10 protein-coding genes are annotated in these 13,458 nt (G+C 39.1%); 6 read left to right on the top strand and 4 right to left on the bottom strand.

What is annotated here, in order from left to right:
- On the bottom strand, positions 1–1,080 hold the full coding sequence (locus AAX18_RS05910) for a DNA cytosine methyltransferase (RefSeq protein ID WP_005628927.1): 1,080 nt from the start codon (positions 1,078–1,080) through the stop codon (positions 1–3).
- Positions 1,081–1,189: 109 nt separating this feature from the next.
- Positions 1,190–2,620 (bottom strand): bifunctional D-glycero-beta-D-manno-heptose-7-phosphate kinase/D-glycero-beta-D-manno-heptose 1-phosphate adenylyltransferase HldE, encoded by a 1,431-nt coding sequence (hldE, locus tag AAX18_RS05905; protein ID WP_046953267.1) that lies wholly within the window; start codon positions 2,618–2,620, stop codon positions 1,190–1,192.
- Positions 2,621–2,716: 96 nt separating this feature from the next.
- Between hldE and htrB the strand changes: the two genes are divergently transcribed.
- The 5 genes from htrB (at position 2,717) to hypA (ending at position 9,625) form a co-directional block, all read left to right on the top strand.
- Complete coding sequence (gene htrB / locus AAX18_RS05900) at positions 2,717–3,652, top strand: lipid A biosynthesis lauroyl acyltransferase HtrB (protein WP_046953266.1); 936 nt, start codon at positions 2,717–2,719, stop codon at positions 3,650–3,652.
- A gap of 71 nt (positions 3,653–3,723) precedes the next feature.
- A complete protein-coding gene (parE, locus tag AAX18_RS05895; protein WP_005628935.1) occupies positions 3,724–5,622 on the top strand; it encodes a DNA topoisomerase IV subunit B in 1,899 nt (632 codons plus the stop codon).
- A gap of 67 nt (positions 5,623–5,689) precedes the next feature.
- A complete protein-coding gene (gene parC / locus AAX18_RS05890) occupies positions 5,690–7,945 on the top strand; it encodes a DNA topoisomerase IV subunit A (protein WP_046953265.1) in 2,256 nt (751 codons plus the stop codon).
- 29 nt (positions 7,946–7,974) lie between these two features.
- Entirely contained in the window at positions 7,975–9,189 is a 1,215-nt protein-coding gene (gltS, locus tag AAX18_RS05885) for a sodium/glutamate symporter (protein WP_046953264.1), read from the top strand.
- Between the two features lie 94 nt (positions 9,190–9,283).
- The gene (gene hypA / locus AAX18_RS05880; protein ID WP_005628941.1) at positions 9,284–9,625 is read left to right on the top strand and encodes a hydrogenase maturation nickel metallochaperone HypA; all 342 of its coding nucleotides are present in this window, start codon (positions 9,284–9,286) and stop codon (positions 9,623–9,625) included.
- Positions 9,626–9,728: 103 nt separating this feature from the next.
- Here the strand turns inward: hypA and fdhF are convergent, their stop codons facing one another.
- Together fdhF and AAX18_RS05865 are read right to left on the bottom strand one after the other, a co-directional pair.
- Positions 9,729–11,882, bottom strand: coding sequence for a formate dehydrogenase subunit alpha (fdhF, locus tag AAX18_RS05875; RefSeq protein WP_080948128.1), 2,154 nt, complete (start codon positions 11,880–11,882; stop codon positions 9,729–9,731).
- Positions 11,883–12,127: 245 nt separating this feature from the next.
- Positions 12,128–13,042, bottom strand: coding sequence for a RimK family alpha-L-glutamate ligase (locus AAX18_RS05865; protein ID WP_005628948.1), 915 nt, complete (start codon positions 13,040–13,042; stop codon positions 12,128–12,130).
- A 116-nt stretch (positions 13,043–13,158) separates the two neighbouring features.
- Here AAX18_RS05865 and AAX18_RS05860 point away from each other — a divergent pair, with 116 nt between their 5' ends.
- Complete coding sequence (locus AAX18_RS05860) at positions 13,159–13,422, top strand: GrxA family glutaredoxin (RefSeq protein WP_005628952.1); 264 nt, start codon at positions 13,159–13,161, stop codon at positions 13,420–13,422.
- The last annotated feature ends 36 nt before the right edge of the window (positions 13,423–13,458 follow it).

The raw sequence follows: 13,458 nt of genomic DNA, 5'->3' as shown, positions 1-13,458 counted from the left end.
TTATTTACCTATGTTTAATTCATTTAATATTTGTTTTGCTGTTGCTTGAATAGCTGGCACAGCAACAGAATTGCCAAATTGTTTATATGCCGAGGCATCTGCAACAGGAATTACATAACTATCAGGAAAACCTTGTAATCTGGCCCATTCTCTTGGAGTCATCTTACGAATCCCCTCTCGATTAACTTCGCCTTTAATCCGAGTTGTTGGGGTAAAATCAGTAATTCGATGATCAATAATCAAATTACGCTCTCTTCCCATGCCGCCAACAACAATTGCATTCGCTATTCCATTATCAGAAATAATTTCATATCCAAAGCCGTTACCTTTACTTTCATGACGAGCTTTATGATTCCGTAATGTATTAATATATTGGGTTGATAAATAATATTTCGTTGCAACTGGTTTATCTTCACGAATATCAATAAAACGCACTGGCTGATTGGTCGGCTTTGGATAATTAAATGAATTCACCCCTGTATCTTTATGAAATCCCACAATATAGATTCGTTCTCTATTTTGTGGCACACCGAAATCTTTAGCATTTACAATTTCAGGATCTGGTACAAAATAACCTAAATCCTCTCTCAATGTGTTTAAAATAGTTTTAAGCGTATGTCCTTTATCGTGATTAATTAATCCTTTTACATTTTCTAAAAAAAAGGCTTTCGGTTGATGACGACGAATAATCTCAGCAACATCAAAAAATAACGTTCCTCTGGTATCTTCAAATCCGCCTCTTTTCCCTGCAATAGAAAAAGCCTGACAAGGAAAGCCTGCACAAAGGATATCGAATTCTTTAGGAATTCTAGCCTTTGTTTCTTCTAAAGTAATATCACCGTAAGGAATATCTCCAAAATTTGCAGCATACGTTTTTTGAGCTTGCTCATCCCATTCACTAGAAAAAACACATTTTCCACCCAAATTTTGCATTGCTAATCTAAAGCCACCAATTCCAGCAAAAAGATCAATAAAGGTAAAACTTACTGTATTCTGCACTAGGTGCTTATTTTCTGAAAACAAATGATATTGTGCTTCAGGTTCTTCAATTATATTTTGCTGTTCTAAAATTTCAGCCATGTACATCTCTAAAAAAGTAGTATTCAGTAAAAATATGTCTAATTATATTTATATAACAACATAAAAAATCGTAGATGCAATATTTACAGAAAATTCTATTTCCTACAGTCTACTCTTTTAATGTCCTAATTTTTTCAATCACATTTGTTGTTGAACAACCATTTTCAAAGTTTAGCACTTTAACATCACCGCCGTTTGCCCAAACTTCTTTACTGCCTGCAATCTCTTCTGGTTTGTAATCGCCGCCTTTTACCAATAAATCCGGTAAAATATCGCCGATTAAACGTTGTGGTGTATCTTCAGTGAATGGCACCAACCAGTCCACGGATGCCAAACCAGCCAGTACCGCCATACGAGTTTCAAGGTTGTTAATTGGGCGACTATCACCTTTTAAGCGTTTAACTGAATCGTCGCTGTTTACTGCAACAATTAGACGATCGCCTAATTTTCGTGCATTTTCTAAATAAGAAACATGCCCTGGATGCAAAATATCGAAACAGCCATTAGTCATCACAATTTTTTCACCGCGCGCTTTAGCTTGTGTGACAGCATCTTTTAATTCAGCTTCACTCATAATGCCAAATCCTGTTTCAGGACGAGCATGAATCGCATTTTCAAGTTCCACGGTCGAAACCGTTGAAGTCCCCAATTTACCCACCACGATCCCAGCGGCCACATTGGCTAGGTAACAAGATTCTTCGAAAGAACGTCCATCTGCTAATGCAGTTGCTAATACGCTAATGACAGTGTCACCGGCTCCCGTCACATCAAATACTTCTTTTGCAACGGTTGGCAAATGATAGGGTTCTTGATTTGGGCGTAATAATGTCATCCCTTTTTCAGAACGCGTCACCAAAAGTGCAGTTAATTCAATATCAGAAATTAATTTTAAACCTTTCTCAATAATCTCCCCTTCTGTATTGCATTTGCCCACGACAGCTTCAAATTCAGACATATTTGGTGTCAATAATGTCGCACCACGATAGCGTTCAAAATCAGTTCCCTTTGGATCAATTAACACAGGCACATTCGCTTTGCGTGCAATTTGAATCATTTTCTGAACATCTTTAAGCGTGCCTTTGCCGTAATCAGAAAGAATCAAAGCACCGTAATTTTTCACCGCACTTTCTAACTTCGCTAATAAATCCTTGCAATCTACATTATTAAAATCTTCTTCAAAATCAAGGCGAAGTAACTGTTGGTGACGAGATAAAATACGTAATTTAGTAATGGTTGGATGGGTCTCTAATGCAACAAAATTACAATCGATTTTTTGTTTTTCTAATAAGAGGGAAAGTGCAGAACCTGTTTCATCTTGTCCAATCAATCCCATTAACTGAACAGGTACATTAAGTGAAGCAATATTCATCGCCACATTTGCTGCACCACCCGCGCGCTCTTCATTTTCCTGTACACGAACCACTGGTACTGGTGCTTCTGGTGAAATACGATTGGTTGCGCCGAACCAATAACGATCAAGCATCACATCGCCTAATACGAGTACTTTTGCTTGCTTAAATTCTGCTGAATATTGAGCCATTTTAAAATCTCTCTATTTGAATAACCAAAATTGTGGTGATTTTACCACAACTCAAATTTACGATAAACTACGCCCCTAACTTACGTGGAAAGAACAATGAAAAACGAAAAACTCCCTCAATTTCAACCGCACTTTTTAGCCCCAAAATACTGGCTGTTTTGGTTAGGCGTGGCAATTTGGCGAAGTATTTTATGTCTTCCCTACCCTATTTTGCGCCATATTGGTAATGGTCTCGGGTGGCTGTTTTCACATTTAAAAGTGGGTAAACGTCGAGCTGCCATTGCACGCCGTAATCTTGAACTTTGTTTCCCTGATATGCCTGAAAACGAGCGTGAGGCAATTTTGCAAGAAAATCTCCGCTCAGTAGGAATAGCAATTATCGAAACTGGCATAGCTTGGTTTTGGTCGGATTCACGTATCAAAAAATGGTCAAAAGTTGAAGGGTTACATTACCTAAAAGAAAATCAAAAAGATGGAATTGTTCTCGTCGGTGTTCATTTCCTAACGCTAGAACTTGGCGCACGCATTCTTGGTTTGCATCATCCCGGCATTGGTGTTTATCGTCCAAATGATAATCCTTTGCTTGATTGGCTACAAACACAAGGCCGTTTACGTTCTAATAAAGATATGCTTGATCGTAAAGATTTACGCGGAATGATCAAAGCTTTACGCAATGAAGAAACGATTTGGTATGCACCTGATCACGATTACGGCAGAAAAAATGCCATTTTTGTACCCTTTTTTGCGGTGCCCGATGCTTGCACAACCACTGGTAGTTATTATTTATTGAAATCCTCACCAAATAGCAAAGTAATTCCATTTGCGCCATTACGCAATAAAGATGGCTCAGGCTATACCGTGAGTATTTCAGCGCCTGTTGATTTTACAGATTTACAAGATGAAACGACGATTGCTGCGCGAATGAATCAAATCGTTGAAAAGGAAATAATGAAGGACATAACAATATACATGTGGCTACATCGCCGTTTTAAAACGCGTCCAGATGAAAATACGCCTAGTTTATACGATTAAAAGTGCGGTCGAATATCACCGCACTTTTTGATAGAATTTTCTCAAATTTAAAAAATTAACGACTTCTAACCATGACAAGCAATTATTCAGCTCAAGAAATTACCGTTCTTAAAGATCTCGAACCGGTGCAAATTCGCCCCGGTATGTATACAGACACCACTCGTCCGAATCACCTCGCACAAGAAGTTATTGATAACAGCGTGGATGAAGCCCTCGCGGGTTTTGCCACAAAAATTGAAGTAATTTTACACCCAGATCAATCTATTGAAGTCACAGATAATGGTCGCGGTATGCCTGTGGATATTCATCCTACGGAAGGCGTTTCTGGCGTAGAAGTAATCCTGACTAAACTACATGCGGGTGGTAAATTCTCCAATAAAAATTATGAATTTGCCGGTGGTTTACACGGTGTGGGGATTTCTGTGGTGAATGCGCTTTCTGAACGCGTGGATATTCAAGTCAAACGTAATGGTGAAGTGTATAAAATTGCCTTTGAAAACGGCAATAAAGTAGAAGAATTGGAAGTTATTGGGACTTGTGGTAGACGCACAACGGGAACAACAGTTCACTTCAAACCGAATCCAAAATATTTTGACAGCGCAAAATTTTCTGTTAGCCGCCTACGCCATTTATTAAGAGCGAAAGCAGTCCTCTGCTCAGGGCTTGAAATCAAATTCATTGATAAAGTAAACAATACTCAAGATATTTGGTTATATGAAGATGGTCTTTCCGATTACCTTATCGAAGCAGTTAACGGTTTTGAAACCCTTCCGGAAAAACCATTCGTTGGTGAATTTAAAGGAACAAATGAAGCGGTTAGCTGGGCATTACTTTGGTTGCCAGAAGGTGGCGAACTGATTGGCGAAAGCTACGTAAACTTAATTCCGACTATTCAAGGTGGAACACATGTGAATGGCTTACGTCAAGGTTTACTAGATGCCATTCGAGAATTTTGCGAATTTAGAAATCTATTACCACGCGGCGTAAAACTTACCGCTGATGATATTTGGGATCGTTGTTCTTACATTCTTTCCCTTAAAATGCAAGATGCGCAATTCGCAGGGCAGACTAAAGAACGCTTATCATCACGCCAAAGTGCGGTGTTTGTCAGCGGTGTTTTAAAAGATGCGTTCAGTCTATGGCTAAATCAAAATGTACAAGATGCTGAAAAATTAGCAGAAATTGCCATTAGTTCTGCACAACGCCGATTACGCGCAGCAAAAAAAGTGGTACGAAAAAAACTCGTTAGCGGCCCTGCATTACCAGGAAAATTAGCTGATTGTGGCTCACAAGATTTAGAAAAAACAGAATTATTTTTAGTAGAGGGCGACTCTGCGGGCGGCTCAGCAAAACAAGCGCGTGATCGCGAGTATCAAGCGATTTTGCCGTTACGTGGAAAAATCTTAAATACATGGGAAGTTTCACCTGATCAAGTATTAGGTTCAACAGAAATTCACGATATCGCTGTGGCCCTAGGGATCGATCCTGACAGCAATGATTTATCACAACTTCGCTATGGTAAAGTATGTATTCTAGCGGATGCTGATTCCGATGGTCTTCACATTGCCACCCTACTCTGTGCCCTGTTCTTACGTCATTTTCCAAAATTGGTACAAGACGGTCACGTTTATGTGGCTATGCCACCACTTTATCGGATTGACTTAAATAAAGAAGTCTTCTACGCATTAGATGAAAGTGAAAAAGAGGCGATTTTAGATCGGTTGAAAAATAAAAAAGGCAAACCGAATGTTCAACGTTTTAAAGGTTTAGGTGAAATGAATCCATCACAATTACGTGAAACAACAATGGATCCTAATACTCGTCGCCTTGTTCAATTAACTTATGATTTAGAGGAAGACCAAAGCGCGGATACATTAGAACTGATGGATATGTTATTAGCGAAAAAACGTTCCGAAGACCGTAAAAATTGGTTACAAGCGAAAGGCGATCAGGTTGATTTATCTGTTTAGACTAAATTAATCTCAGCAAATCCGAATTTTAATAAATTAAGAATCTATTCAATTAACAGAAACCAAAATGACAAATATCAATTATGAGGGCATTGAGCAAATGCCTCTACGCACCTTCACCGAAAGGGCTTATCTCAACTATTCCATGTATGTCATCATGGATCGTGCGCTGCCTTTTATCGGCGATGGTTTAAAACCCGTTCAACGCCGTATTGTATATGCAATGTCTGAACTTGGCTTAAATGCCACGGCAAAATACAAAAAATCTGCCCGTACCGTCGGTGATGTACTCGGTAAATTCCATCCACATGGTGACAGCGCTTGTTATGAAGCGATGGTGTTAATGGCACAACCCTTCTCTTATCGTTATCCGCTTGTAGATGGTCAAGGCAACTGGGGGGCGCCAGATGATCCAAAATCCTTCGCTGCCATGCGTTATACAGAATCTCGCCTATCTAAAATCTCTGAAATCTTGTTAAGTGAACTCGGACAAGGAACAGTAGATTATCAACCAAACTTTGATGGAACCTTGGCCGAACCACAATATTTACCTGCTCGTTTACCTCATATTTTATTGAACGGCACAACAGGTATTGCAGTGGGTATGGCAACAGATATTCCACCACACAATATTAATGAAATTGCTGATGCGGCAGTAATGTTGCTAGATAATCCTAAAGCGGGATTAGATGATGTACTTGAAATTGTTCAAGGCCCAGATTTTCCAACAGAAGCGGAAATTATTTCGCCAAAATCAGAAATTCGTAAAATTTATGAGCAAGGTCGTGGCTCAATAAAAATGCGTGCAACTTGGAAAAAAGAAGAGGGTGAAATTATTATTTCAGCGCTTCCACATCAATCTTCGCCATCCAAAGTTATTGCACAAATAGCCGAACAAATGACGGCAAAAAAACTGCCAATGCTAGAAGATATTCGTGATGAAGCCGATCACGAAAATCCAATTCGAATTGTGCTAGTTCCTCGCTCAAATCGCGTCGATACTGATGCGTTAATGGCACATTTATTTGCGACGACAGATCTTGAAAAAAGCTACCGTGTAAATATGAATATGATCGGGCTTGATCATAAACCTGCGGTAAAAGGCTTATTAGAAATCTTAAATGAATGGCTTACTTTCCGTCGCACAACCGTAACTCGTCGCCTTCAATATCGCCTAGATAAAGTACTCTCTCGCTTGCATATTTTAGAAGGCTTGATGATAGCCTTTTTAAATATTGATGAGGTTATCGACATTATACGTAATGAAGATGATCCAAAAGCAGAGCTTATGGCACGCTTTAATTTAAGCGATGAACAAGCCGATGCAATTTTAAATTTACGCTTACGTCATTTAGCGAAATTAGAGGAAAACCAACTCAAAGCTGAACAAGACGAACTTGAAAAAGAGCGGTTAAATTTAGAAGCAATTTTAGGATCAGAACGCCGTTTGAATACGCTTATCAAAAAAGAAATTCAAGAAGATGCGAAAAAATATGCCAGTCCACGGATGTCTCAACTGGTCGAACGTGAAGAAGCCAAAATGATCTCTGAAAGTGACATGACGCCAGCAGAGCCTGTCACTGTCATCTTATCAGAAATGGGCTGGGTACGTTGTGCAAAAGGACACGATATCGATCCTAAATCATTAAGCTACAAAGCGGGTGATAATTATCGAGCTCATGCTTGTGGCAAGAGTAATCAAGCCGTTGTATTCATTGACAGTACGGGGCGGAGTTATGCACTTGATCCGCTTTCATTACCTTCCGCGCGTTCGCAAGGTGAACCACTCACAGGTAAACTAAATTTACCAGCAGGTGCGACCATTGAATATGTCATAATGGCGAGTGAACAGCAAGAATTATTGATGGCTTCTGATGCGGGTTATGGTTTTATTTGTAAATTTGAAGATTTAATTGCACGCAATAAAGCAGGAAAAGCCTTGATTTCTTTACCGGAAAATGCCAAAGTGATGGAGCCTAAGACGCTGGCGAATGCTACCGCACTTGTTGTTGCTATGACATCCGCTGGCAAAATGTTGATTTTCCCGGCAAAAGATTTACCGGCATTATCAAAAGGTAAGGGCAATAAAATTGTGACAATTCCTGCAGCAAATGCAAAAGAGCGCAGTGAATTGTTAGTGAAATTATTGCTCATTTCAGATCAAGCAAGTCTTGAATTTCATTCCGGAAAACGAAAAATTGTATTAAAACTGGAAGATCTGCAGAAGTTCCGTGCGGAACGAGGCAGAAAAGGTTCGACATTACCACGCGGATTACATACCAATATTGAAATTGTGGTAATCGAACCGCAACACAACATATAACTTAAACATAACATAGGGAGATCCAATTTATGAGCTATACATTTAGCACGTATGAAACCCTTGCACTGGCAAGCTTAGTCTTGCTTTTGGGCTTTTTTCTAGTTAAACGAATCAGCATCTTAAAAACATTCAACATTCCTGAGCCGGTTGTTGGTGGTTTTATTGTTGCCATTGGTCTTTTGATTTGGAATAAAGTTGACGGGACATCCTTTAACTTCGATAAGAATTTGCAAGCTACCATGATGTTAGTGTTCTTCACTTCTATTGGTTTAAGCGCAAACTTTTCCCGTTTAATTAAAGGCGGAAAACCACTTATCGTATTTTTGTTCGTCGCTGGTTTACTAATTATTTGCCAAAATGTTATTGGTGTCGTAGGTTCATTAGCATTAGGTATCCACCCAGCATACGGTTTATTAGCGGGTTCTGTCACATTAACTGGCGGTCATGGTACGGGTGCAGCTTGGGCTGATACATTCGTTCATCAATTTAATCTACAAGGTGCAACTGAAATAGCGATGGCTTGTGCAACCTTTGGGTTAGTCTTTGGTGGTATCATCGGTGGCCCTGTTGCACGTTTCTTATTAAATCGTCAAAAACAAGGTGAAAATCCTCAAAATGATGAAGTAGACGATATTCAAGAGGCTTTTGAACATCCAACTTACAAACGTAAAATTACTTCACGTTCGTTAATTGAAACTATTGCAATGATGTCTATCTGTTTGCTTATCGGTCAATATTTAGATGCACAAACAAAAGGCACCGCATTCCAATTACCAACATTCGTATGGTGTTTATTTACTGGTGTAATTATCCGCAATATTTTAACCAATATCTTCCGTTTCCAAGTGGCTGATTCAGCTATTGATGTATTAGGTAGCGTTGGTTTATCAATCTTCTTAGCTATCGCCTTAATGTCGTTAAAACTTTGGGAACTTGCAGGCTTAGCGGTAGATGTATTAATCATCCTTGCAGTACAAGTTATCTTTATGGCGATATTTGCTATCTATGTTACTTATCGCGCAATGGGTAAAGATTATGATGCGGTTGTATTAAGCTCTGGTCACTGTGGTTTCGGTTTAGGTGCAACGCCAACAGCCGTTGCAAATATGCAAGCCATTACCAGCCGTTTTGGGCCATCACACAAAGCATTTTTAATCGTTCCTATGGTCGGTGCATTCTTTATCGACTTAATCAACGCTGCGCTATTAAAAGTCTCATTTGCTGTAGTAAATATGCTCGCGTAAAGTGCGGTTGAAATTGACAATGTTTTAGAGAAATGCCTTTATCTTGAATTGATAAAGGCATTTATTTTAAGGAAGAAAAACAAAAGGAAAAACTATGCACGAATTGTCTCTTTGTCAAAATATGCTGGAAATAGTAGAACAACAATGTAAAAGTCACGATATAAAAAAAGTCACGGATCTTTGGCTGGAAATTGGCGCGCTCTCTTGTGTAGAACCTGACGCATTGGAATTTTGTTTTGATATAACCTTTCAAGGTACCGCTGCTGAAGGCTGTAAACTTCATCTCATTCCTATTGCAGCGCAAGCCTGGTGTTGGCAGTGCCAAAAATTAGTTGAGATACAAGCTCCCCATGATTCTTGCCCAAACTGTGGCAGCATACACTTGCAACGACAAAGCGGTGATGAATTGCGTATTAAAGAAATTGCCTTTGAATAAACCGCTCTTTTTAACATTTCAAATATTCTTACCAATATTATATTTCATTAGACACAAAAAAGGACAGGCATAAAGCCTGTCCTAATCATGATAAATATTATAATTAAGCCACAAGTGCGGTTTCTTTTAAGCGTGATTTAAGCTTAGTATATTCAGTTACAACATAGTGCTCAGCCCAACGTTGATCTTCAATTTTTTCGATACGCACCGCGCTGTATTTATATTCCGGAGTACGAGATCCCGGATTTAAATGTTCAGCCGTGAGTTCGTTACATTTTCCGATCCACCATTGGTAAGTCATATAACACGCACCTTTATTAGTACGAGAACTTACATCCGCACGAGATATAACTTTACCACGAGATGAAGAAATCCAAACAAGCTCATTATTCTTAATGCCTAACGCTTTCGCATCTTGGTCGTTCATTTGAACAAATCCTGGTTCGTCTGCCAACGCAGCAAGTGCACGGCAGTTACCCGTCATTGAACGGCAAGAATAATGACCAACTTCACGCACGGTAGAAAGCACTAATGGATATTCTTCAGAGACTTCTTCCATAGGTGGTTCCCAGTCGCAAGCAAAGAACTCTGCTTTACCATTTGGACGGTCAAAAATTTGACCTTTATACAAGTATGTAGTGCCTTGATCTTCAGGGCCTTCATCTGTACATGGCCATTGAATATAACCCAAGCCTTCCATTTTTTCGTAAGTTGCACCTTTATAAATTGGGCAAAGCTCACGCAACTCATCCCAAATTTCTTTGGTGTTGTTGTAATGCATTGGATAACCCAAAGCTTGTGCCATAAGACTAATGATTTCCCAGTCGTCTTTCACATCACCAACAGGATCCACCGCTTTATAGAAACGTTGGAAACCACGGTCAGCCGCACTATAAACACCTTCGTGTTCTGCACAAGATGTTGCTGGTAAAATCACATCCGCTTCCGCTGCCGTTTGAGTCATAAAGATATCTTGAACAATAATAAACTCAAGATCTTTAAATGTTTGTTTCATGGCATTCAAATCAGGTTCAGTTTGTAAAGTATCTTCACCCATAATATAGAATGCTTTGAGTTTACCTTCTGCCACAGCATGTGGCACTTCACTCAATGGTACACCTGGTTTGGTTGGAATAGATGGTACGCCCCATGCTTTCGCAAATTTAGCGTTGATTTCTGGATCCGCATAGCTTTGATAACCAGGTAAAGTATTATATAAAGCCCCCATGTCACATGCGCCTTGTACGTTGTTTTGACCACGCACAGGATTTACACCAACATTTGGTTTACCTAAGTTACCAGTAAGCATTGCTAAACTTGCCAACGCACGTACAGTTTCTACACCTTGACGGAATTGGCAAACGCCCATACCCCATAAGATAGTAGCAGTTTCCGCTTTCGCATAAGTGCGGGCAATTTCTCTCAACATTTCAGGCTCAATGCCAGTGATATGTTGAGTTGATTCAGGTGTATAAGCTTTTACAGTTTCATAGAACGCATCGAAATTTTCGGTATGTTCATCAATAAATTTTTGATCTTGTAATCCTTCTTCAAGAATCACGTTCATCATTGCATTCAAAAATGCGACGTTACTACCATTGGCAAGTGGCGCATAAATATCAGCAATACGAGCGGTTTCAATTTTACGAGGGTCACAAACAATAATCTTCGCCCCTTTTGCTTTCGCGTGGTTAATACGACGCGCCACAATAGGATGAGACGTTGAGGCATTATAGCCAAAGATAAATACGCATTTAGTGTCTTCAATCTCAACGATTGAGTTAGACATCGCGCCATTACCCACTGATTTGAGCAGACCTGCTACAGATGGGCCATGTCAGACACGTGCACAACAGTCAATGTTGTTATTGCCTAATACCGCACGAGCAAATTTTTGCATAACGAAATTCACTTCGTTACCTGGTCCACGAGAAGAACCCGTTACCATAATTGACTCGTTGCCATATTTTTCTCTAATTTCTTGTAAACGTTTTGCAGAATAGGAAATTGCTTCTTCCCAGCTCACAGGCGTGAACGGCTCGCCACGTTTGTAGCGAATCATCGGTTGAGTTAGGCGAGGAGTGAGGATTTTTGTGTCATGCACGAAATCCCAGCCATAATATCCTTTCAGGCAAAGCTCCCGTTCGTTTGTTTTACCGTTTGCACCTTCAGCACCCACAATTTTGTTGTTCTCAACCAATAGATTGATCTTACAACCTGAAGCACAATACGGACAGACAGTAATCACTTTTTTAATTGCCATAGTAATGTCCTTATTTTAGATAACCAGAATGAATTACTCATTCCGAGTAATATAATACGCCTAAATAAAGAACATAGGCTTATAAATTCTGTGGATTTTTTGATATAAAACAGGTTTTAGATAATTTTTTAATATTCTGAGAAAACTCAAAGAAAAATGACCGAACTTTTGATAGTGAGGTTATTAGAAGATGTGTATAAAAATTGGTATGAATAATAAGGCTATAAAAATATCAAATTTTATTTATTTTTCTTATTCAAATGAATCTGCTTTTCAACATAATTTATCATCTGTAACGCAATATCAATCCCGCTTGTTTTTTCAATCATTTCTAAACCTGGACTTGCATTTACCTCTAAAACCAATAATCCATTTTTCGAACGAATTAAATCCACGCCAGCCACATCTAAACCGATAGCTTTTGTTGCTTGAATGGCTAGCTGCTTTTCTTCATCGCTTAGGGTAATTTTTTCGGTTTTTCCACCACGATGGCAATTCGCCCGAAACTCACCATCTTGACCAATTCTCTGCATCGTTGCTACAACTTGATCAGCAATTACAAAACAACGAATATCCGCATTGCCCGCTTCTTCAATAAAATCTTGCTGTAGCATAGATATATTGGTTTGCTTAAAAGCTTCCATAATGCTCACCGCACTTTGTGGTTTTTCAGCCAAAATCACCCCAATTCCTTGTGAACCATTTAGTGTTTTTAAAATTGTCGGCGAACTGATATGAGGTATCGTCGTCTGAGCTTGTACTTCACCGCCACTTAAAAGTGAATTGGGAACAGGAACACCAGCCTTCAGCAAAAGTTGCAAACTTTTCCACTTATCACGTGCATTTAAAAATGCCTGGGATGAATTTAAACAAAAAGTCCCTTTGCCTTCAAAATGCTGTAAGACTGAGCATCCAATTTGTGTACTTGTTGTACCAAATCGAGGCAAAACAGCATCATAATCAGGCAATAAATAAGGATCCGATTCTGAAGTTTCTTGATAAAAAATCTGAAAGTGCGGTGTATTTTGCGAGAGTTTTAAGAGGCAACGATTCGGATCTAAAATATCCATCTCATGCCCTTGATGTTCAGCAGCTTCTTTTAAGCGTTGGCAACTGTAAAGACGAGGTTCGCGGCAAAGCATTAGTAATTTCATAATATTTAACTCACTGTCTACGATGTTCCGTATATTACACGAATAAAAACACTTTATGTAGACGATAAAAATCAGGTAGAATTGCCTAGAATTTTTAACTCAAAAAAGGAAATCTTATGTTCGTTGTTATTTTTGGTCGTCCTGGCTGCCCTTACTGTGTGCGTGCAAAAAATCTTGCTGAAAAATTAAAAGGCGAAGTTGCTGATTTTGACTATCGTTATGTGGATATTCACGCAGAAGGCATTACCAAAGAAGATTTATCAAAATCTGTCGGCAAACCAGTAGAAACCGTACCACAAATCTTTATTGATGAAAAACCAATTGGTGGTTGCACTGATTTTGAAGCATTAATGAAAGAACAATTTGGTATCGTTGCTTAATTTTTCTTTTTAATTTATACAAAAAAGCACTCTACT

The sequence above is a fragment of the Haemophilus haemolyticus genome, assembly GCF_001008205.1.
Classification (GTDB): domain Bacteria; phylum Pseudomonadota; class Gammaproteobacteria; order Enterobacterales; family Pasteurellaceae; genus Haemophilus; species Haemophilus haemolyticus_Q.
Note: the sequence above shows the minus strand (reverse complement) of the source record. Positions and strands in the feature narration are given on the sequence as shown.